19 protein-coding genes are annotated in these 22,444 nt (G+C 61.2%); 14 read left to right on the plus strand and 5 right to left on the minus strand.

Annotated features, from left to right (window positions below; translation table 11 throughout):
- Window positions 1–119 precede the first annotated feature (119 nt).
- Window positions 120–1,364, plus strand: coding sequence for a sarcosine oxidase subunit beta family protein (locus Q1A52_RS13505; RefSeq protein ID WP_300016199.1), 1,245 nt, complete (start codon window positions 120–122; stop codon window positions 1,362–1,364).
- A gap of 131 nt (window positions 1,365–1,495) precedes the next feature.
- Here the strand turns inward: Q1A52_RS13505 and Q1A52_RS13510 are convergent, their stop codons facing one another.
- Window positions 1,496–1,759 (minus strand): hypothetical protein, encoded by a 264-nt coding sequence (locus Q1A52_RS13510; RefSeq protein ID WP_300016202.1) that lies wholly within the window; start codon window positions 1,757–1,759, stop codon window positions 1,496–1,498.
- Window positions 1,760–1,827: 68 nt separating this feature from the next.
- Between Q1A52_RS13510 and Q1A52_RS13515 the strand changes: the two genes are divergently transcribed.
- The 8 genes from Q1A52_RS13515 (at window position 1,828) to rarD (ending at window position 8,812) form a co-directional block, all read left to right on the plus strand.
- Entirely contained in the window at window positions 1,828–2,004 is a 177-nt protein-coding gene (locus tag Q1A52_RS13515) for a hypothetical protein (protein ID WP_299782519.1), read from the plus strand.
- 207 nt (window positions 2,005–2,211) lie between these two features.
- Entirely contained in the window at window positions 2,212–2,415 is a 204-nt protein-coding gene (locus tag Q1A52_RS13520; protein ID WP_195818759.1) for a hypothetical protein, read from the plus strand.
- A gap of 90 nt (window positions 2,416–2,505) precedes the next feature.
- Complete coding sequence (locus Q1A52_RS13525; protein ID WP_300016205.1) at window positions 2,506–2,835, plus strand: sarcosine oxidase subunit delta; 330 nt, start codon at window positions 2,506–2,508, stop codon at window positions 2,833–2,835.
- A gap of 61 nt (window positions 2,836–2,896) precedes the next feature.
- Window positions 2,897–5,911, plus strand: coding sequence for a sarcosine oxidase subunit alpha family protein (locus Q1A52_RS13530; protein ID WP_300016208.1), 3,015 nt, complete (start codon window positions 2,897–2,899; stop codon window positions 5,909–5,911).
- Window positions 5,904–6,479, plus strand: a complete 576-nt coding sequence (locus tag Q1A52_RS13535; protein WP_300016210.1) for a sarcosine oxidase subunit gamma — start codon at window positions 5,904–5,906, stop codon at window positions 6,477–6,479. Before Q1A52_RS13530 ends, Q1A52_RS13535 begins: the two co-directional genes overlap by 8 nt.
- A 229-nt stretch (window positions 6,480–6,708) precedes the next feature.
- Window positions 6,709–7,035: a hypothetical protein gene (locus Q1A52_RS13540; protein ID WP_300016213.1), complete on the plus strand. Its 327-nt coding sequence runs from the start codon at window positions 6,709–6,711 to the stop codon at window positions 7,033–7,035.
- Between the two features lie 144 nt (window positions 7,036–7,179).
- Window positions 7,180–7,779: a superoxide dismutase gene (locus Q1A52_RS13545; RefSeq protein WP_299782530.1), complete on the plus strand. Its 600-nt coding sequence runs from the start codon at window positions 7,180–7,182 to the stop codon at window positions 7,777–7,779.
- Window positions 7,780–7,894: 115 nt separating this feature from the next.
- Window positions 7,895–8,812 (plus strand): EamA family transporter RarD, encoded by a 918-nt coding sequence (gene rarD / locus Q1A52_RS13550; protein ID WP_300016216.1) that lies wholly within the window; start codon window positions 7,895–7,897, stop codon window positions 8,810–8,812.
- Here rarD and Q1A52_RS13555 read toward each other — a convergent pair.
- Window positions 8,752–9,303 carry a TIGR00730 family Rossman fold protein gene (locus tag Q1A52_RS13555; RefSeq protein WP_300016219.1) on the minus strand — a complete coding sequence of 184 codons (552 nt, stop codon included), beginning with the start codon at window positions 9,301–9,303 and terminating at the stop codon, window positions 8,752–8,754. The genes rarD and Q1A52_RS13555 overlap by 61 nt on opposite strands.
- 136 nt (window positions 9,304–9,439) lie before the next feature.
- Here Q1A52_RS13555 and Q1A52_RS13560 point away from each other — a divergent pair, with 136 nt between their 5' ends.
- Entirely contained in the window at window positions 9,440–10,945 is a 1,506-nt protein-coding gene (locus Q1A52_RS13560) for an Ig-like domain-containing protein (protein ID WP_300016222.1), read from the plus strand.
- Between the two features lie 106 nt (window positions 10,946–11,051).
- A complete protein-coding gene (locus tag Q1A52_RS13565) occupies window positions 11,052–12,893 on the plus strand; it encodes an ABC transporter ATP-binding protein/permease (protein WP_300016225.1) in 1,842 nt (613 codons plus the stop codon).
- 94 nt (window positions 12,894–12,987) lie between these two features.
- Here the strand turns inward: Q1A52_RS13565 and Q1A52_RS13570 are convergent, their stop codons facing one another.
- The 3 genes from Q1A52_RS13570 to Q1A52_RS13580 form a co-directional block, all read right to left on the minus strand.
- A complete protein-coding gene (locus Q1A52_RS13570) occupies window positions 12,988–13,443 on the minus strand; it encodes a DUF302 domain-containing protein (protein ID WP_300016228.1) in 456 nt (151 codons plus the stop codon).
- Window positions 13,444–13,522: 79 nt separating this feature from the next.
- Entirely contained in the window at window positions 13,523–17,332 is a 3,810-nt protein-coding gene (locus Q1A52_RS13575) for an efflux RND transporter permease subunit (RefSeq protein ID WP_300016231.1), read from the minus strand.
- A complete protein-coding gene (locus Q1A52_RS13580) occupies window positions 17,329–18,597 on the minus strand; it encodes an efflux RND transporter periplasmic adaptor subunit (protein ID WP_300016234.1) in 1,269 nt (422 codons plus the stop codon). The genes Q1A52_RS13575 and Q1A52_RS13580 overlap by 4 nt, the downstream gene beginning before the upstream one ends.
- A 217-nt stretch (window positions 18,598–18,814) precedes the next feature.
- On the opposite strand from Q1A52_RS13580, the gene Q1A52_RS13585 reads away from it, so the two are divergent.
- Genes Q1A52_RS13585 through der form a run of 3 tightly spaced genes read left to right on the plus strand, consistent with a single transcriptional unit; the run spans window position 18,815 to window position 22,424 of the window.
- Complete coding sequence (locus Q1A52_RS13585; protein ID WP_300016237.1) at window positions 18,815–19,492, plus strand: tetratricopeptide repeat protein; 678 nt, start codon at window positions 18,815–18,817, stop codon at window positions 19,490–19,492.
- Between the two features lie 56 nt (window positions 19,493–19,548).
- Window positions 19,549–20,895 carry a PQQ-like beta-propeller repeat protein gene (locus Q1A52_RS13590; RefSeq protein ID WP_300016239.1) on the plus strand — a complete coding sequence of 449 codons (1,347 nt, stop codon included), beginning with the start codon at window positions 19,549–19,551 and terminating at the stop codon, window positions 20,893–20,895.
- Window positions 20,896–20,945: 50 nt separating this feature from the next.
- The gene (gene der / locus Q1A52_RS13595; RefSeq protein WP_300016241.1) at window positions 20,946–22,424 is read left to right on the plus strand and encodes a ribosome biogenesis GTPase Der; all 1,479 of its coding nucleotides are present in this window, start codon (window positions 20,946–20,948) and stop codon (window positions 22,422–22,424) included.
- The last annotated feature ends 20 nt before the right edge of the window (window positions 22,425–22,444 follow it).

Genomic DNA, 22,444 nt, shown 5'->3' on the forward strand with positions numbered 1-22,444 from the left:
GTCGCAAACTTGTTAGAAAGCGCCGCGCCTAGTATCCTCTTTTCCGGTCAGTAACGCAGAACAATAGCAATCTGAATGCCGATCCGAATCCGGCCTATTCGTCTTGGGGTGATCTTGCCATGAAACGTTATTCCGTCTTTGCCGTGGCGCGCGAGGCTGCGCGGTATCACTCCGGGTGGGAGCGGGCGTGGCGTGCGGCGGAGCCCAAGAAGAAATACGACGTGATCATCATAGGGGCCGGGGGGCATGGTTTGGCCACGGCGTACTATCTGGGCAAGCGCTTCGGGATCAAGAACGTGGCCATCCTTGAAAAAGGCTGGCTGGGTGGTGGCAATACCGGGCGCAACACCACGATTATCCGCTCCAACTACCTGCAGGATCCCTCGGCGGCGCTCTATGAGAAGTCTCGGTCGCTCTATGAGACGATGAGCCAGGACCTGAACTACAACGTGATGTTCTCCCCGCGCGGTGTGATCATGCTGGCGCAGACCCATCACGAGGTGCGCGGCTACCAGCGCACCGCCCATGCCAATGCGCTGCAGGGCGTAAAGACCGAGTTCATCGGGCCGCGCCGGGTGAAAGAGCTGGTGCCGATTATCAACATCGACGGGCCGCGCTACCCGGTTCTGGGCGGGCTCTGGCAGGCACGCGGCGGCACCGCGCGGCACGATGCGGTGGCTTGGGGCTATGCGCGGGCCTGTTCCGATATGGGCATGGATGTGATCCAGCAATGCGAAGTGACGGCTGTGCGCCGCGAGGATGGCCGCGTCGTGGGCGTGGACACGACAAAGGGCGCGATTGACTGCGACAAGCTCGGCATCGTGGTAGCGGGCAATTCGGGACATGTGGCGGGGCTTGCGGGCTTCCGGCTGCCGATTGAATCCGTGGCCCTTCAGGCGCTGGTGAGCGAGCCGATCAAGCCCTGTATGGACGTTGTGGTCATGGCCAACACGGTGCACGGCTACATGAGCCAGTCCGACAAGGGCGAGATGGTGATCGGCGGCGGTACCGACGGCTACAACAACTACACCCAGCGCGGATCCTTTCACCACATCGAGGAAACCGTGCGCGCCCTGGTCGAGACCTTCCCGATGGTCAGCCGTCTGAAGATGCTGCGCCAATGGGGCGGGATCGTGGACATCACCGGCGACCGCTCCCCCATCCTGTCGAAAACCCCGGTGGAGAATGTGTTCATCAACTGCGGCTGGGGCACGGGCGGATTCAAGGCGACGCCGGGCTCAGGCTGGGCAATGGCGGAACTGATGGCAAAGGGACACGGTCCCCTAACGGATGCCTTTGGACTGGAGCGTTTTCGCGAAGGTCGGTTCATTGATGAAAGTGTCGCTGCCGGGGTCGCGCACTGATGTCAGCCGCCGCCATCCCCCGGTCCGCCGATCCCATCCGGCTTGCGTGCGATACCGTGCCAGACTACGGGAAGGACCTGCAAAAGCAGCCTGTCAAAGGCGATAAGATGGACCAAGGCGGGCATTGGGCGTCAGTCAGTGTGCGTTTTCTCGCCCTCACCCGCGGCAGACCCAAAGGCAATCAGGTTGCTGACATTCACCTCACGTCCGCCGCGCGCTGCCTTTCGCGCCGCAATGCCGCGCCTTTCGCGCACCAGCATGACCAACGCCAGTACACCTATGACGCCAAATACCAGAACCGCCGTCATCTCGTGGCTCATGATCGGATCCTCCTCACCCGGACTGCACACAGTGTAGCGCAGCGCACCAGATTTGGCGACAGTCGTAAGGTGCATGTTTCACGGAACTTTTCCCGTGGGCAGGGTGTTCTCCTTTCAATCGCAACGCGAAAAGGAGAAACAACATGTCCGATCAATCAAGCTCCAGTGGTAGCAACACCGGTATCGCCTTTATCGTTGGCGCACTCGTGGTTGTCGTCGCCATTCTGGCGTACTTCATGCTGGCCGGTGGCGAGGCTGTCTCGGTCGAAGGCCCGGACACAGCCCTGGAAAGCGCAGCAGAAGCCGTCTCGGGCAATTAAACTCGAAAAATCGATGTGCAATAAAGCCGTCCGGGCGTCCCGTCGCCCGGGCGGTTTTTATCATTTTACCCCTAAATCGGCATTTTTCGGCTTCCCGATGCGCGCTTATCTGGCTTTTGCTCGCCGAAATCAGACCACGGCGCCTGCTGTGGTTGCGACAGGGCCGTCAGCCTTCACACTGGCCTCCCGTAACAAGGAGACAAAACAATGGCTGACTATACGACCCATAACGATGGCGTCAGTGGCAAAGGCATTTTCATCGCGCTCGTGGTTATCGGCGCTTTCGTCTTCCTGCTGGCCGTTCTTGGCACAAGCACCGTGCCCACAGATCCCGATGGCGCCGCAGATCCTGCCGCTATCGAAACCGCACCGGCGGCACCCGCTGACACAGCACCCGCTGTCGTCGAATAACACCCTCTCATTTTTGCGGACCGCCAAAGGCGGGCGTCTCCGGACGCCCGCCTTTTTTGCGTGCCGCCCCCCGATGGCCGGAGCCTACGCATGCTGATCCTGTCCTGTCCCGTTTGCGGCGTTACCGCCGAGGAAACCGAATTCCAGGGAGGCGGTGAAGCGCATCTGAAACGCTTTGGCCCCGGCGCATCCGAGGATGACTTCGAAGGCTATCTGTTCATGCGGGAAAACCCGCGCGGCGTGCACTTTGAGCGGTGGCGGCACGCCTACGGCTGCGGTAAATGGTTTCACGCCGCACGCTGCACCACCACGCTGGAAGTGTTCGGGATCTATTCCGCCCAGACCACGGAGCCGCCCAAGGATCTGCGGGACAAGATCTCTGAAAAACGCCCCAATTGGGCGTGGAGAGAGTTCGAATGATCTTTCATTGTTCCAGAAATATGCAAATCCCCCCTTCGCCATCTATGCCGGAATCCCAGTCATGAGTACGCGCCTTGCAACAGGTGGCCGCCTGCTGAACAAGCAAAAGGCCCTGAAATTCACCTTCAATGGCAAACAGCTGCGCGGCTTTGAGGGCGACACGCTGGCCTCCGCTCTTTTGGCGAATGATCAGATGCTGGTCGGGCGTTCGTTCAAGTATCACCGCCCGCGGGGGTTGGTGGCCGCCGGCGCTGAAGAGCCCAACGGTCTGGTGAATATGGGCGCTGAAGGCACCTTCGAGCCCAACCAGCGGGTCACTACCACCGAACTTTTCGAGGGGCTGACTGCGCAGAGCCAGAACCACTGGCCCAGCCTGGAATTTGACGTTGGCGCGATCAACACGCATCTGAGCCGGTTTCTGCCCGCCGGGTTCTATTACAAGATGTTCATGCATCCCCGGCCCTTGTGGAAACATGTCTACGAGCCGTTCATCCGCCAGTCCGCCGGCTTGGGTCGTGCCCCCAAGGCACGGGATGCAGATACTTACGAGCATTTTCACTTTTTCTGCGATGTAATGGTCATCGGCGGCGGTGTGGCGGGGCTGCAAGCGGCCAAGACGGCCGCCGCGACAGGCGCCAAGGTGCTGCTGGTCGAACAGTCCGCCTATTGGGGCGGACGTGGCCCCGTCGATGGCGGCACGGTGGATGGCGTGCCTGTGGAAAACTACGTGGATCAAATCGTCTCCGAACTGGAGACAATGCCCAATGTCACGCTGCGCAAGCGGCTGATGGGCGCTGGCGTCTATGATCACGGCTACGTCCTGGGCTATGAGCAACTGCGTGATCATGCGCCGGAAAATCCCGGACCTCGGCATCGCTTGTGGCGCATCCGGGCGGGGCATATCGTGACCGCCACTGGCGCAATCGAACGTCCTTTGCCCTTCGCAGGAAACGACATTCCCGGCGTCATGCTGGCCTCTGCCATGCGTGACTATCTGGTCAATTACGGTGTCTCCACCGGGGATCGCACGGTGGTCGTGACCAACAATGATGATGCTTACCTTACGGCATTTGACCTTAAAAACGCAGGCCTCAGCGTGCCCGTGATCCTTGATGCGCGGGTGCTGGCACAGGACAGCCCCGCGATGGAGCAGGCAAAAGCCCTGGGCATCCGGGTGATGATGGGGCACGCCATCGCAAAGGTGAAAGGCACCAAGCGCGTCACTGGTGTTTGCGTTTGCAGCCAGGCGGGCGAAGGGGCTGTGCTCGAAGAGATCGCCTGCGACGCGGTGGCCATGTCGGGCGGCTGGTCACCGGTGGTGCACCTGTGGTCGCATTGTGGCGGCAAACTGATCTGGGATGAGACGCAGGCGCATTTCCGTCCTGATGTGGACAAAGCGCCGATGGGCGCGCAGGGCGAGGCATTTGTGACAGCCGCCGGGGCCGCGAACGGCGCGCTGCGATTGGCCGATTCTTTGGGCGATGGCGATCAGGCGGGCAAGCTTGCCGCTGCGGCCACAGGGTTCAAGGTACGCCAGACCAGCTGTCCTGTTGGTGACAGCCTGGAAGAAGCGCCGATGATGCCGGTTTGGCTGATGCCGCAGGGTGCAGGTGTAAAACTGCGCAGCAAGGCTTGGCTGGATTATCAGAACGATGTGAAGGTCTCGGACGTGCAACTGGCCGCGCAGGAAGGGTTTGAGAGCGTCGAACATGCCAAGCGCTACACCACCCTCGGCATGGCGACGGATCAGGGGAAGCTCAGCAACATCAACGGACTGGCCACGCTGGCTGGGGCGCTGAACAGCACCATCCCGCAGGTGGGCACCACCACCTTCCGCCCGCCCTACACGCCGATTTCCATGGGGTCGATTGCAGGTGAGGCACGGGGCGACGTCTTCCAGCCGATCCGCCGCACGCCGATGCACAATTGGCACGACGCGCATGGCGCGGAGTGGGAGCCGGTTGGCCATTGGCGCCGTCCCTATGCCTATGTCCGCGACGGCGAGAACACCCATGATGCCGTGATGCGGGAGACGCGCAATGCGCGCGAGAATCTCGGGCTGCTCGATGCCTCGACATTGGGCAAGCTGATCGTGAAGGGGCCCGACGCGGGTAAGTTCCTCGACATGCTCTACACAAACATGATGAGCACGCTGAAGCCCGGTAAATGTCGCTATGGGCTGATGTGTTCGGAAAACGGCTTCCTGATTGATGATGGCGTGGTGGCGCGGGTCGATGACGACACCTTCCTCTGCCACACCACCACCGGCGGCGCCGAGCGCATTCACCAGCATATGGAAGAATGGCTGCAGACTGAATGGTGGGACTGGCAGGTCTATGTGGCCAATGTGACCGAGCAATATGCGCAGGTGGCCGTGGTTGGCCCGAACGCGCGTAAGGCCTTGGAAAAACTGGGCGGCATGGATGTCTCCAAAGACGCGCTCGGGTTCATGGAGTGGGCCGATGGCCACCTCGGCGGCTTCAAAGTTCGCGTCTATCGCATCTCCTTCTCGGGCGAATTGAGCTATGAGATCGCGGTCGATGCGGGGCAGGGGCAGGCCTTCTGGGATGCGCTGATGGTCGTCGGTCACGATCTGGGTGTGATGCCCTACGGGACAGAGGCCCTGCACATCCTGCGTGCAGAAAAGGGGTTCATCATGATCGGGGACGAGACCGATGGCACGGTGATCCCGCAGGATCTGGGGCTGCACTGGGCGATCTCAAAGAAAAAGGACGATTTCCTCGGCAAACGCGCGCAGGAGCGGAGCCATATGACCGACCCTGAGCGCTGGAAATTGGTGGGTCTGGAAACGCTCTCGGGCGCGGTGCTGCCCGACGGCGCCTATGCGGTGGGCGAAGGCGAAAATGCCAATGGTCAAAAGACCATGATCGGGCGCGTGACCTCCAGCTACCACTCGCCCAATCTCGGCAAGGGGATCGCCATGGGGCTGGTGCTGCATGGCCCCGACCGCATGGGTGAGGTGCTGGAATTCCCCGGCACCGAGGGGGCGACCTACAAGGCGCGCATCGTGGATCCGGTTTTCTATGACAAGGACGGGGAGAAAGCCAATGTCTGAGCCGATCACTGCTCTGGGCGGCGCGTCTGCCGACAACGGGATCGCGACACTTGCGGAAGCTCCCCTTCAGGGGATGATCACCCTGCGCGGCGATCTTACTGCCAGCGCGGTCAAAAAAGCCGCCACCTCGGCGTCCGGTACCGCAATGCCGGATCAGGGTATGGTCACGGCCGAGAAGGATCGCGCCCTGTGTTGGATGAGCCCGGATGAACTCCTGCTTCTTTGCCCCTACGATGCCGTGGGCGAGACCCTGGACAGGATGCACAAGGTGCTGGCGAAATCGCATGCGCTCGCCGTCAACGTCTCCGATGCCCGGGCAATGTTCCGGGTCAGCGGGGTGGGTGGGCGCGAGGTCATGGCCAAGCTGAGCCCGGTGGATCTGGCCCCCGACCAGTTCACCCCCGGCATGTTCCGCCGCACACGGCTGGCGCAGGTCCCCGCCGCCTTCTGGATGCCGGAGGAGGAGGCGTTTCACATCATTTGTTTCCGGTCCCAAGCACAATATGTCTTTGATTTGCTGACTGTTGCGGCACAGCCCGGGTCATCGGTGGGCGTTTACCAAGAGTAACAGTTGACGCCACTTGGCGTCACTGCAAGCATTGCGCGGAAACCAATCCGGTGCGCGGGTGGTTCCGATGGTGATGTGCGTGAAATCCGTGTGATTTCGCCTCGTTCGGGATGCGATGCGTGTGCCCACAATTTCTGGATACTGTATGCTACGGCGTTTATCATTTCTGCTCTTTTTGTTTCTTCCGGTACCGGCCCTCGCGGCGCAGGGCGTGCTCTATGACTGCGATATGACCAATCTCAAACGCGGTAAGGGGTGGATTTCCGAAAAAATCGCGATTGTGGTGCGTGACAATGGTACTGCGACGGTCAGTGATGCCTTTGTTCTTGAGGTGTACTCGGCGCCCGTTGCGGCAAACAGTGTGCGTCAAACGGCCAACAGGCTGACGGTCAAATGGACCATCAAGGACTATACGAACGGCGAAAATCAGAGAACTCCCTACTTCGACTTTGAAGCCACGATTCGCAAGAATGGAAAGATTTCGGTCTATGCGCGACCAGATCTTTATCACAATCAGTTTTCGGGCACGGGGACCTGTACCAAGCGCACCAGCTGATCGCGTGATCCTGGCCCGGTCGGCGGGGGTTTTCCCATCGAAATCCGCAGTCGGAGCACTTTTTGCGCCCGTTAACACTTGAACTCCGGAGCGGCTGCGCTTCATGTGCAGTACACCCAACTGAAATGACAAAGGGGGCCCGCAATGGCTTTTTCACTTCCTGATCTTCCTTATGCCCACGACGCTCTGGCTGGCAAAGGCATGTCCGCGGAGACATTGGAGTATCACCACGATCTGCATCACAACGCCTATGTGACCAATGGCAACAAGGCGATCGAGGGCACCGAGTGGGAAGGCAAATCGCTCGAAGAGATCATCAAGGGCACCTATGACGCCTCTGCCGTCGCGCAGAACGGCATCTTCAACAACATCAGCCAGCTGTGGAACCACAACCAGTTCTGGGAGATGATGGGGCCGGGCGACAGCGCGATGCCGGGAGAGCTGGAAAAGGCGATCACCGACAGCTTTGGATCGGTCGACAAGTTCAAGGATGACTTCAAGGCCGCGGGCGCGGGCCAGTTCGGCTCCGGCTGGGCGTGGCTGGTGAAAGACACCGACGGCAGCCTGAAGGTCACCAAGACCGAGAATGGCGTGAACCCGGTCTGCTTTGGTCAGACGGCTCTGCTGGGCTGCGATGTGTGGGAGCATTCCTACTACATCGATTTCCGCAACAAGCGACCCGACTACCTTTCGAACTTCCTCGACAACCTCGTGAACTGGGAGAACGTAGCCAGCCGGCTCTGATCCCAGGCCACCGTTTTCCTGCGCATTCGAAAGGTCCTGCCCGGGGGGTGGGGCCTTTTTACTTGTTGACCGTGCCAATTCGGATCACAACCACGCTCAGAGGAGCAGGGGTGCGATGAACGAGCAAACCAAAGGCGTGCTGGCGATGATCGGGGCCTGCAGTATCTGGGGGCTCTCTCCCATGTACTACAAGCTGTTGTCGCACATTCCGGCGGTCGAGGTTCTGTCGCACCGGATGATCTGGTCACTGGTCCTCTTTGCCGGGCTGCTCGCTGTGCAGGGGCGGCTGCGCGAAATCACCCGCTCCATGAACACCCTGCGCACATTCACACTGGTGGCCATTGCCTCGCTGATGATTGCGGCGAATTGGTCGCTTTTCATCTGGTCGGTGCAGAACGGCAATACCACGCAGACGTCGCTGGGATACTACATCTACCCGCTGGTGGCGGTTGTGATCGGGCGTCTGGTGTTTGGCGAGATGTTGAGCCGCACGCAATGGGTGGCGGTGGCCTTCGCGACGCTGGCGGTGTCAATCCTGACCGTGGGTCTGGGCACCGTGCCGTGGATTGCCCTGACGCTGGCGATCACCTTTGGCTTCTACGGGCTGATCAAAAAGCAGCAGGATGCAGGCCCCGTGGTGTCCGTGACCGGGGAAATCCTGCTGTTGATGCCGATCGCGCTGCTCGTGTTGTTGCAAACGCATCACGATGGTGGTGCGGTTTTTGGTGGTGATCGGCAGACGATGGCGCTGTTGATTTTTGCCGGACCGATCACCGCGCTGCCGCTGATCCTGTTTTCCTACGCGGCCCGCCGATTGGCGATGACATCCGTCGGCCTGCTGCAATACATCAACCCCACGCTACAGTTTGCCTGCGCGGTTTTTATCTTCTCGGAACCCTTCGGACCGTGGCACGTGGCGGCATTTACGTTGATCTGGAGCGCGCTGGCGCTCTATTCCGCCACCGCCTATCGTCAGGACAAGGCGCGGCGCAAGGCGTCCCGCGCGGCGGCAGCATCGGGCACGATTTCATAGTAGCCGTGCAGCGTGTCATCGGCGAATCCCTGATCGGCGACATGCTTTAAAAGTGCCAGCAGAGGGTCCCAATAACCATTTGTATTTACAAGAAATACCGGCTTTTCATGCAGGCCGAGCTGGCGCCAGGTCAGGACCTCGAAAAGCTCGTCCAGCGACCCGGCACCGCCAGGCAGAACCACGACTGCATCGCAGTTCATGAACATCACTTTCTTGCGCTCGTGCATCGTCTCGGTCACCACGTAAGAGGTCAGATCGGTCTTGCCGACCTCCCAGGCGACAAGGTGCTGCGGGATCACGCCAAAGGTCTCGCCGCCCGCCTGCTGCGCCGCCCGCGCAACCGCCCCCATCAACCCCACATCGCCAGCGCCATAGACCAGACGCCAGCCTTCGGCCGCAAGCGTGCTGCCCAGTGCCGTGGCGTCCGACAGATAGGCGGGATCGGCGCCTGGGCGCGAACCGCAGTAGACGCAGACAGATTTCAGGCGCATGAGAGTATCCCTTACCGTTGAAATTAATGGCAAATGTGATCGCCGGGGTTTTGACCGGTGATAGAGCAGTTGATATGTAGGCTCAACGTCTGTCCCACTGCTCGGGACGGCGAGCATTCGGGAAGAAGAGAATACTATGCGCGAAGAGGGGGCTGGCACCAAATCAGGTGGCACAGGATTGTTGGCGGCTGGCATCGTGATCGTCGCGGTGATTGCAGCGGGTGCCTACCTCAGCTTTGGCCCGGAACCCGCGCCAAGTGACGAAGAACTGGCCGCCATCGTAGGTCAGGATGCGTCGGTGCCCTCGCAGGATGCACCTTATGCGGCGACTGAAGGCGGTGCGTCCGATGATGAAGCGGCGGACGGGGACAGTGCGGCCGAGCCACGCGTTGCCCCAAGTATAGATGAGGTCCGGTTGGAGGACGACGGTCTGACCGTTATCGCCGGACGCGCGGAACCCGGCGCGCAGGTGTCTGTGCTGGTGGATGGCGAGGAGGTGGCAACTGCAACGGCGGATGCGAATGGTGCCTTTGCGGCCGTGGGTGTTGTAGCCCCAAGCGATGACGCGCGCGTTCTCACGCTGCAGGCAAACGGGGCGGGCGCGCCTGTGATGTCGGCTGAAGACGTGATTTTGGCGCCGCTTCCGGTGCAAACGGTGGAGGCGGACCCCGCACCTGCGCGTCCGCCGGAGGTCGGCCTGTCCTCTTCTGGGGATGCGGCTCCGGCAGATACCGCGCTTGCAGAGAGGAGCCCGGATACAGGTGGACCGGAGGAGGTCGCGACGTCGGACGCAATGCCTGCACCGGAGGCCATCCAGCAGGATGAAACGGTTACGGCTGAAGCGGCTCAAGAACCCCCTGAAGTCACAAACCCATCGCAGGGCGCTGATCCTGTAGATGCTCCGGTGGCCGAAGAGCTTGCGACGCTTGCGCCGAACACCACGCAAAGGTCTAAGGTCCCCGATGCTGACACCGTTGTGACAGCTGATGAGACTGACACGCCATCCCGGCCAGATGTTGAGGCCCCGTCGGCGACCGCACCTGCGCAACCCGAGCCAACCCGGGAAAGTGAGGCAGAGGTCGCTGAGGTGGAGCCTGCTAGCCCATCGCAATCTGTCGCCGTGCTCAAATCGACCGAGGATGGGGTCGAGTTGCTGCAATCCCAACCGCAAGTGCTGTCGTCGATTGCAATTGACACCATTGGGTATTCCGAGACCGGCGATGTGCAGTTGTCGGGCCGGGCCGTTGCCGGAACATCTGAAGTGCGTGTTTATCTCGACAACCGTTTTGTCGGCGGCTTGCCCGTCGACGTGAGTGGCGGCTGGCGTGGTGAGATACCCGAGGTCGATGCGGGCATCTACCAACTGCGGGTTGATGAGGTGAACGAAGCCGGTGACGTAACGAGCCGCCTGGAGACGCCATTCAAACGCGAGGCGCCTGCAATCCTGGCAGAAGCGTCCGCGGGGCAGGAGGGTCCGGTGCGCGCGGTGACGGTCCAGACCGGCGACACCCTTTGGGCCATTGCACGCGACAGATACGGTGAAGGTTTGCTTTACGTGCGTGTCTTCGAGGCCAATCGCACCGACATTCGTGACCCCGATCTGATCTATCCGGGACAGGTGTTTGATCTGCCGGTTGAATAGCACGCCGCATCAACGCGCCCAGATAACGCGCGAATAATCCCCTCTTTGACTGGCAAAGGCCGGATGAGTGCCTTACGTAAGCCTTTGAACGCAAGCAGGACACTTCATGCCAGCCGATACGACCACGAGCCCGGACGCGGATGATGCGACGGATGCACAAAAGACGGAAAATGAGGAACGGCAATCGGGTCTACGAACGATCCGCAAGGTCGCGCCCTACCTGTGGCCGGAAGATCCTGCCTGGGTAAGGCACCGGGTTCTTGGTGCGATGGCGCTTTTGATCTTTTCCAAGCTGATTTCGGTGAGCACACCGTTTTTCTACAAAGGCGCCGTTGACGCGCTGGCCGAGGAAGGCGTGCCCATGCTGGCACTTGGCGCTGTCGGCTTGACGGTTGCCTACGGTGTTGCGCGGTTGATGACCGTCGGCTTCCAGCAGTTGCGGGATGCGGTCTTTGCGCGGGTTGGCCAGCGTGCCTTGCGGATGCTCGCGCTCGAGACCTTCAATCACATCCACAAGCTCTCCATGCGGTATCACATCACCCGTAAGACCGGCGGGCTCAGCCGGATTATCGAACGTGGGGTGAAGGGCGTCGACTTCCTGCTACGGTTCCTGCTCTTTTCGATCGGTCCGCTGATGCTGGAGCTGGTGCTGGTTGGGATCATTCTCGCGGTGGTCTTCGATTTCTGGTACCTGCTCGTGGTTGCGGCCACCATCGCGCTCTATGTCTGGTTTACCTTTGCAGTGACCGAGTGGCGGGTGAAGCTTCGCAGGGAGATGAACGACCAGGACACCGATGCCAACCAGAAGGCCATCGACAGCCTGCTGAACTTTGAAACAGTCAAGTATTTCGGTGCCGAGGCGCGCGAGGCCCGACGCTACGACAGCGCCATGGAGAAGTACGAAGCGGCGGCAATCAAAACCAACTACAGTCTGGCGTTTTTGAACTTTGGCCAGTCTCTCCTGATCACGGGCGGGTTGATCGGGGTGATGATTATGGCCGCGATCGGGGTGCAGAACGGGTCGCTGACGGTGGGTGATTTCGTGATGGTGAATGCCTACATGGTTCAGATCACCATCCCCTTGAATTTCCTCGGCACGGTCTATCGCGAGATCCGGCAGGCGTTGGTGGATATGGGCGAGATGTTTGATCTGCTTGAACAACCGGCAGAGGTGACGGACGCGCCCGATGCCAAGCCGCTTGAAGTGACGGGCGGGCGTGTGGAGCTTGACGCCGTGCGGTTTGGATATGATGCCGAGCGGGCGATCCTGAAGGGGGTCAGCGTTATTGCGGAGCCCGGTGAGATGGTTGCCATCGTCGGGTCCACCGGTTCGGGGAAATCAACCATCGGCCGGTTGCTGTTCCGCTTCTATGACGTTGGCGGAGGCGCCCTGCGCATAGACGGTCAGGATGTGCGCCAGGTGACGCAGGAAAGCCTGCACGCGGCCATTGGTGTTGTGCCGCAGGACACGGTGCTGTTCAACGATACCATCCGGTACAACATCGGGTACGGACGCGATGGGGCGACGCAGGCGGACATAGAAGAGGCGGCGCGGGCGGCACAGATCCACGACTTCATCGAACGCCTGCCGGACGGTTACGAGACGACGGTTGGGGAACGAGGGCTGAAACTCTCGGGCGGGGAGAAACAGCGGGTAGGGATCGCGCGGACGTTGCTGAAGGATCCGCCGATCTTGTTGCTGGACGAGGCGACATCGGCGCTTGATTCCGAAACGGAACAGGACATCAAGGAAGCGCTGATGCAGGCGGGGCGGGGGCGTACTGTGCTGACCATCGCGCACCGGCTGTCGACCATTGCCGAAGCGGATAAAATCATCGTTCTGGAACAGGGTGAGGTCGTAGAACAGGGCCGACATGAGGACCTGCTGGAAAAGGGCGGTCGCTACGCACAACTCTGGGCGCGTCAGCAATCTGACGAGGCGGCCTGACCCTTGCGCCGAAGGTGGCCTGAAGCCCACCCTACCTGTTTGCCACACCCGATGCTGCCTGCAGGTAGGGTGGGCTTTCAGGCCACCCTTGCGGTCACTCGGTCGCGACTGCTTTTGAGGTGAGCTTATCCAGGGCCCCGGTCATCATCTGCACGTACTCGGCGTCCGCAGGCAGCCCATGGGCCCCGGCAAAATCAGCAGGGTCGTGGTAGACCACGCGCACCATACCTTCATTGTCGGCGTAGGCCAGTACGCGCAGCGGCAGGTCCAGACCCGCGGTTTGCCCATCGAGCATCGCCGGTGTGCCCAGCTTGGGATTGCCGAACATCAGCATCTGCGTCGGGCGCAGGTCCATCTCCACTTTCGCAGCGCCTGCCGCGTGATCGACCCGCGCAAAGACAGTGGCCCCTGCGGCTTCTACAGCAGCCTCCAGCCGGTCAATGGTTTCTGCAACCGAATGGGGGCTTGTCTTTTCGATCATATCGGCGGCTCCTGCGGTGGCGGTGATGTTCAGGCCCAGAAGGCTGGCGAAAAAGAGGGATCGGATCATCGGACTTCCTTGTTTAAATGCGATGATTCAACCCTAGCATGGATCGCCCGGATGTCCCGTCACGCCCGCGTGAAGGCCGCTATTCAGCGGCTTTCAGCGTGGCGGCATGGTCGGGTGCCGGTGACAGCGCATCCTCTTCCCAGAGGATCTCTCCCGACACCACGCGGCGGGCATCCTTCTGCAGCGCCCAGTCCCGCGCGACGCGGCTGGCGCGGCCCATTGACATCTTGGCCAGCAGGGTCGCAAGCCACTGCACGTAGGTCGTGGCCCAGACCCGGATGGCCAGCATTGACGGGGTCACGATCAGCGTCAGAACGGTTGCGATCCCCAACCCGAACACCACGGCCGTGGCCAGTTGCTTCCACCACAGGGCCGTGGGGCTGTTGAACGTATAGCCGCCCTCTGCAAAGTTCAGGCTGAGACCAATCATCATCGGTGCGAGACCCGCCATGGTGGTGATCGTGGTCAGCAGCACGGGCCGGATGCGTGCCTGTGCGGTGCGGATGATCGCCTCGATGCGCGGCATGTACTGGCTGTACTCCTGATAGGTATCGATCAGAATGATGTTGTTGTTCACCACGATGCCGGCCAGCGCCACGATGCCCGTGCCGGTCATGATGATCGAAAACGTCTGATCCATCACCAGCATGCCGATGAGCACACCCGTGGTTGACAGCACCACAGCCAGCAACACGAGGATCGCGTTGTAGAAGCTGTTGAATTGCGCCAGCAGAATGATGAACATCAGCCCAAGAGCCGCGGCAAAGGCGGATTGCAGGAAGGCCTGGCTTTCCGCCTGTTCTTCCTGGTCTCCGGTCCACTCAAAGGTAATCCCCTCGGGCAGAGGATCGCTTTCCAGCCATGCGCTTAGCACGCCAATACGCTCATTGGCATTCACCGGTATGAAACGGAGGTTTCCGGCATCAATACCGGCTTGCAAATCGCGATCTGCCGGGGCCATACGATCGGTGATCTTATAGGCCGTCTGGTCTGCTGCGGTGATGTCGGCATCCGCACCGGCAGGGCGCAGGACGGCCAGCGTCTCATCCACATCGGTGCCGTTTTCCCGGCGGGTTTCTACAAGCTTCACAAGACCCATGCCCACATCCGCCTTCACATCGAAATAGCGTTTCTGGTCGATACGGTTGATCTCTGCCAGCTTTGGCACCGGCGTTCGGGTGATGAAATTCGACAGCGGGATCAGCCCGTCCGGCGTGCGGACTTTCAGCGTGTCAAGCGTCGACAGCACCCGGTCACTTTCCGGCAGGCGCACGCGAATGTCGATTTCCTCGTCCGAGCTGTCGACTCGCATAGTGTCGAGCATCAAGCCACGCGTCACCAGTTGCACCATGGCTCCGACGGTGGCCACATCCGCGCCGTAGCGTCCGGCCTTTTCCACGTCGACGTCAATTTGCCAGTCGATGCCGGGCAGGGGGCGGGTGTCTTCGATCAGGGTCAAGCCGGGGGTGCGTTCGAATTGCGCGCGTGCGATGGCAGCGGCGTCGGTCAGCGACACGAAATCGTCTGCCTTGAGGCGTAGGTGAACGGGCTTGCCCGACGCCGGGCCATCGGCCACTTCCAGCACTTCGATCTTGATGCCCGGCAGCGTTGAAAGATGCTCCGTCAGCTCGGCAATCACGATGTTGCCGTCCAGATCGGGGCGGCCTGCGCGATCCTCCCAAGGGATCGTTTCAAACTGCACCTGTCCGATCAGGTCCTTGGGACGGGCGCCGCCGGAGGTGTCCGTGTTCAACCCGCCTTCGCCCGCAAAGGAGAACGCATTACTGATGCCGGGATGGGCCAACACGATGTCTTCGGCCTGGCGCACAAGCCTGTCTTTCTCTTCCAACGAGAGGTTGCCGCGGGCGAGAACGTAGACGATGCCCTGTTCGGGTTCGGACTCCACGAAGAATTCCACGCCTTTGTTGTTGTTGGTGAAGAACATCAGGACGGAGCCGACAAAGATGAACACGATGCCGGCCATGACCAGCGGCATGACTGGATTGCCGGCAATGCTCTGAATGAAATATCCGAAGGCCGAGCGCTGGTATCCTGCGTTGATCTGGTCAGGCTCTCTGCGAAAGAACTTGCTGACCAGCCATCGGCCAAACCCGCCAAGGCGTGTGAGCAGCGCAAAAGCCGACACCAGCGTCAGCAAGAAGCCACCCAAGGCCACGAAGAGACAGGCCGTGGCGGCAAGGATGAAGAGGAAAACAACCAGCAGTGTGGGGATCACCGATGAGACGATCTGCAGGCTGTTCATGGCCGCAAATTGCGTGCCGATCAGTCCGAAAATGGGACCCATGAGGCCAACGACGGCCATCATGACAAAGGCGACGGGGAAAAGCGCCAGATGCAGGTACCAGCGCAACCCGGCAATCGCCGTCATATAGTCGGACATCCAGCGTTCCAGACGTCCCGTGACGCCGCCCATCACGGGCAGGTAGATCAGCGCGACAACCAGCGAGGCCGAGAGCACGAAAATCAGGGTGACCGGCAGCATGCCCATGAATTCGCCCGGCACACCGGGCCAGAAGAGCATCGGCAGGAAGGCGCAAAGCGTCGTGGCGGTGGAGGAGATGATCGGCCAGAACATGCGTTTGGCGGCATCCACATAGGCCTGCATCGGGCCCACGCCCTCCTGTTGGCGCTTGTCGGCGTATTCGACCACCACGATCGCACCGTCGACCAGCATGCCCACGGCAAGGATCAGCCCGAACATCACGATGTTCGAGATGGAAATGCCCATCAGTGCCAGAAAGGCAAAACAAAGCAGGAAGGAGGTGGGAATGGCAAAGCCCACCAGCAAGGCGGCACGAATGCCCAGAGCCGCGAGAACGACGATCATCACCAGCGCAATGGCGGTGAAGACGGACCCCAGAAGCTGTTGCACCATCGCATTCACGATTCGCGACTGGTCGTTCGATGTGCCTACCTCGACCGCCGCCCGTAAGCCTTCAGGCCAGCCCGCGCTCTTTTCCTCGACCATGTCTTTCACGATCTCGGCGGTATCGATCAGGTTGAAACCTTTGCGTTTGACCACCTGCAGCGCCACGGAGTTTTCCCCGTTGAAGCGCGCCGTGCCGGTGCGGTCTTCGAACGTCGGATTGATTTCCGCCAGATCGCCAAGGGTCACCACCCGATCGCCGTTGGTCTTGACGGGCAGGTTGTAGACATCGCGCGGCTCATCGAAGGACGACGGGATTTTCACCGAAAAAGTGCCCTGCGCACTGTCCACTTCGCCAGCAGCAATCAGCTGGTTGTTGTTGCGCACGGTATTGATCAGCTCACCTGCGGTGACGTTGTAGGCCTCCAGACGCAGCGGATCGATCAGCACTTCGAGCATCTCGTCCCGGCTGCCGGCGATCCCGGCTTCGAGAACCGCATCGACCGCTTCGAGATCATCCTGCAGGTCCTTGGCCACGCGGATCATGGTGCGTTCCGGCACGGGGCCCGTGAGGTTCACGATGATGATCGGGAACTCGGAGAAATTGATCTCGTTGATCGAGTATTGCTCCGCCCCATCAGGGAAATCGGCTTCGGCCTTACCCATGGCGTCCCGCACATCCGCGAGGATCTTGGTCTTGTCCCAGCCGAACTCGAACTCCAGCGCCACGCCTGCGTAGCTTTCCGCCGCCGTGGCCGACATCGATTTCAGCCCGTCGAGGTCCGCCAGTTCGGTTTCCATCGGTTTGACGAGCAGCGTTTCACTGTCGGCCGCGGAAATACCCGGGAAGGGGACGGAGACAAAAAGGGCGGGGATTTCAATGTCCGGCTCGCCCTCTTTGGGCAGGGTTGTGTAGGAATAGCCGCCCACCACAAGGCTGAGCAGGATGAAGGCAAGCACCATCCGCGCCCGGCCAGCGGCCCAATCGACGATACCTGTCATTGGCTAAGCTCCCGATAGGTTGGCGCCACCTGCACGCCCGCGATAACGAATTCCTGACCCAGCACGATCACATCCGCCTTCTCCTCCAGCCCGGTCAGCCAGACACCTTCCGGCGTGTCGCGCATCAGCGCGATGGGGTGAAATTCCACGATGGCATCGGCATCAATCGTGCGCACGCCCAACGTGCCCTCGTCATTCAGGGTGAGGGCCGATTGCGGCAGCAGATGCGCCACCGCGCCTTCGGCGGAGACAAGGATTTCGGCGGTCTGACCGTCGCGGATTTTGCCATCGGCATTGGGCACTTCGATCTCCACGCGGAAGGTCCGGGTGGTTTCATCGGCGGAACTGGAGAGGAAGGTGACCTGACCGCGCACTTCGTTGCTCCGCGCCTCGGGCCCTCCGGTAATCGCACCGCTCCCGGCCACCAGACGCGCGGAGGCCATGGCGCCCGGGACCACGCGCGCCACTTCGGTTTCCGGCACGAAGGCGACAAGCTTGATCGGGTCAAGCTGGATGATCGTGGCGCAGAGCGATCCGGGCTGCAGCAAGGAGCCAAGCTCCGCCGTGTCGCTTTCCAGAAGTCCCGCAAAAGGCGCGCGGATAATCAGCCGTTCGATCTCCTTTTCCGCCGTGGCAACGCTGGCCTGCGCGCTCTGAATGCCGGATTGCGCGCCACGCAGTCCTGCACGTGCGCTCTCGACGCCTGCTTCTGCCGTTGCAAGTGCCGCTTCGGTATTAGCCACGCGGGTTGTCGAGGCAAAACCGCCCTGGCTCAGCTTGGCGGAGGCGTTGAGGTTGATCTTGGCCTCTTCGAGCTGGGCCATCGATTGCGTCAGACGCGCCTGCGCCTCCGGCACGCGCGAGCGGGCTTCGTCAAGTTCGGCCTCTGCCTGCGCCAGCGCGGTGCCGCGGGTGCCTTCATCAAGGCGGCACATGGGTTGGCCTGCCTCGACGCGTGCGCCCTTGCGCAGCGGTTCCGACACCACGGTTGCTGAGGTTTCCGCGCGGACATCCACGGTACGGGCCGCCTCGGTCTGACCGCGCAAGGAAACAGCCGTGTCGATCTGACGCGCTGTGGACCGCAAGACAACAACTTTTACCAGGCTGGTATCTGCGTCAAGCGCCGTGTCTGTCTCAGACGTTTCTGCCGTTTCCGCCGCATCGCTGCCCATGCCCAGCATGTTGAAGAGGCGCGGCCGGTCAATAATGAACAACGCCAGGATCGCAGAAACCACAAGGGCTGCAAGAATTGAAAAAATACGCATGTCGATCGCCTCGCACTGGACTGTCAGAACCGCGCCCGGCCAGAAATTGCCGTCGCGTGGCGCGTGCTCAATACGACAGTTACGCTAAACTGACCAGTTCAGATTAGTAATTTCTGCAAGGTAAGGCAATGGGTGGCTCAGTCCGGGCTGATGCCGGGTCTTGGCTTGGGCTGAGGACCGCGTTATGAGGGGCGGAATTTCTTGCCAGCAGGTGATCATGAGCGACACGGATAGTTTTATCGACGAGGTCAATGACGAGGTCCGCCGCGACCGTCTGTTCGCGCTGCTCAAGCGCTATGGCTGGATCGGCGCGCTCGCAGTGGTGTTGATCGTTGGCGGGGCGGCCTGGTCAGAGTATCGCAAGGCAACGGCACGTGCCGAGGCCGAAGCGCTGGGAGATGGCATGCTGGCGGCGTTGAGCACGGACACGCCCGACGCACGCCTTGACGCGCTAACGGGCCTGTCCTCAGAGAACCCGACGGCGCAGGCGCTGGTTGCAATGCTCACAGCCTCAGAAGCCCAGCGGGCAGGCGATTTCGAAAAGGCCGTGACAGAGTTGAACGCGGTCGCCATCAATCCGGATGTGGATGAAATCTACCGCCAGATCGCCGGATTCAAGGCGCTGATGTTGCAGGCGGATACACTGGATGCCGCAACCCGACGTCAACAGTTCGAAGCACTTGCGGCCCCCGGCTCCCCGTTGCGTCTGCTGGCCGTTGAACAGCTGGCTCTGATCGACGTGGCCGAGGGAAACACCGATGCTGCGATTGGTCGATATCAGGACGTCCTGCAGGATGCTGCCGTGACCTCGGACTTGCAACAGCGCGCCTTACAGGTGATTGTGGCTCTGGGAGGCACCCCGGATCTGGATAACCTGCCCATCTCGGGGAATTGACCCGCAGATAGGGCACGGATTTTGGGCGGCGTAATGGGTGAAGCGAGCAGGGTATGATGTACTTTTTTAGAACCTCTGGACAAGGGCGCGCGACCTTTGCGCTTTTGACGGCGGCGACATTTCTGATGGCGTGCTCGGAACCGGATGTCATTTTGCCCGGGAAACGTGAGAGCATCCGTTCGGCGCTTCAGGAGGGCGAAACCGTCGCTCTTGCAGCTAAGACCGAAGATGCGCCGCGCGCGATTTCCCTGCCAACTGCTCAATCGAACACGGAATGGACTCAAGGCATCGGATCGCCATCCTTCCGGGTGGCGCATCCAGCGCTCGGCGCCTCTCCACAACGCATCTGGACGGCTAATATCGGCGCAGGTGACAGCCGTCGTCATCGGATCACCGCAGACCCGGTTGTCGCGGGCGGTCTGATCTTCACCCTGGATTCCCAATCCTTGGTAACAGCGACCTCCGCCAGCGGCGAAACCGTCTGGCGGCAGGATGTCACCCCATATCGCGATGATGCCGGGGCGGCGACCGGGGGTGGAATGGCCTACAAGGACGGTCGCCTCTATGTGTCACTGGGCTATGGCGCGCTGGTGGCGCTGGAGGCCACGACGGGCAATGAGATCTGGCGGCAAAACCTCGAAGGCACAGGCTCTGGCCAACCCGCAGCCTTTGGTGATCTGGTCTATGTGACATCGGGTGACGATACCGGCTGGGCGCTTCGGGCAGAGGACGGACGTATCGAATGGCAACTGAACGCATCACCGGACGTGAACAACGTACTTGGTGCTCCTGCGCCTGCGGTGTCCAATGATCTGGCAATCTTCGCCTTCGGCTCAGGTGAAATTCAGGCTGTCTTTCGCCGGGGTGGACTGCGCCGCTGGGACGCGTCTGCTTTGGGGCAACGGTTTGCCCGCGCCCTTGGCGCTGCGGGTGATGTGACCGGTGCGCCGGTGATTGCGGGCAACAATGTCTTTGTTGGCAACCAAGCAGGCCGGATCGTTGCACTCAACGTCGATTCGGGTGCACGCAACTGGACAGCACGCGAGGGCGCCGTTGGCCCCGTTGTGCCCGCCGGTGACAGCATCTTCGTGATCTCGGAACTGGGAGAGCTTTTGCGCATCGACGCATCCGATGGCACGCGCATTTGGGGCACGCAGATGCCGCATTTCGTCAAGGACCGTCCCAAGCGGCGGTCCGAGATCTTTGCGCATCATGGCCCCCTGCTGGCGGGCGGACGCGTCCATGTTGCTTCCAACGACGGGCTGCTGCGCAGTTTCGACCCCGAAAGCGGTGCGCTTGTAAACACGGTTGACATCCCCGGTGGGGCAACCTCTGCGCCAGTGGTGGCAGGGGGGGTGCTCTACGTTGTCTCCACAAACGGCCAATTGCACGCTTTCCGTTGACGCCCATCTAGGGTAAAGCGCCTTTTTACCCGGTTCTCGGAGCCTTTGTCATGTCTTTTACCCTCGCCATCGTGGGGCGGCCCAACGTGGGCAAATCAACTCTGTTCAACCGGTTGGTGGGCAAGCGGCTGGCGCTGGTCGATGACCAGCCGGGTGTGACACGTGATTTGCGCGAGGGGGCCGCGCGACTGGCCGACCTGCGCTTTACCGTGATCGATACTGCGGGGCTGGAAGAGGTCACCGACGACAGCCTGCAGGGCCGCATGCGCCGCCTGACAGAGCGCGCGGTGGATATGGCCGACATCTGCCTCTTCATGGTGGATGCGCGGGTGGGGATCACCCCCTCCGACCTGGTCTTTGCCGATATTCTGCGCAAAAGATCCGCGCATGTCATTCTGGCGGCCAACAAGGCGGAAGGGTCTGCGGCGGATGCCGGTGTGATCGAGGCCTATTCGCTGGGTCTGGGGGAGCCCATTCGCCTTTCTGCCGAACATGGCGAAGGGCTCAACGATCTCTACACCCATCTGATGCCCCTGGCCGACCAGTTTGCCGAGCGCGCCGAGGAAGACGCCCCCGACATCGACGTCACACTGGACGAAGAGGACGGCGACATGGAGGCGACGATCCCGATGCCGACGGCCAAAAAACCCTTGCAGGTGGCGGTGGTCGGACGGCCAAATGCCGGGAAATCGACGCTGATCAACCAGATCCTGGGCGAGGACCGCCTGTTGACGGGCCCCGAGGCCGGGATCACCCGCGATGCAATCTCGCTGCGCATCGACTGGGCCGGGCCGGAGGGTCAGGCGGTGCCGATGCGCATCTTTGACACGGCGGGCATGCGCAAGAAGGCCAAGGTGCAGGAAAAGCTGGAAAAGCTGTCGGTTGGCGACGGGTTGCGTGCGGTCAAATTCGCCGAGGTGGTTGTGGTGCTGCTGGATGCGGAAATTCCCTTTGAACAACAGGATCTGCGCATCGCCGATCTGGCCGAACGCGAGGGACGGGCCGTGGTCATCGCCGTCAACAAATGGGACATCGAGGAAAACCGACAGGCCAAGCTCAAGGAGCTGAAGGAAAGCTTCGAACGGCTCCTGCCGCAGCTGCGCGGCGCCCCGCTGATCACGGTCTCGGCCAAGACGGGACGGGGGCTCGACCGGCTGCAGGCGGCGATCATGCGCGCCTATGAGGTCTGGAACCGCCGGGTCAGCACGGCACATCTGAACCGCTGGCTTGCCGGTATGGTCGAGGCGCACCCGCCCCCCGCGCCACAGGGCAAACGCATCAAGCTGCGCTACATGACACAGGCCAAGACACGCCCGCCAGGCTTCGTGGTGATGTGCAGCCACCCCGATAAAGTGCCTGAAAGCTATAGCCGCTACCTGGTCAACGGGTTGCGTCTGGATTTCGACATGCCGGGCACACCCATCCGGCTCTGGATGCGCGGGCAAAACGAGGCGAACCCCTACAAGGGGCGCAAGAAGGCCGCACCGTCCAAGCTGCGCAAACACACCGAGGGGCGGCGCAAGGATTGATCCCGGCAGGTAGGGTGGGC

Source organism: uncultured Roseobacter sp. (genome assembly GCF_947488185.1).
Lineage (GTDB): Bacteria > Pseudomonadota > Alphaproteobacteria > Rhodobacterales > Rhodobacteraceae > Roseobacter.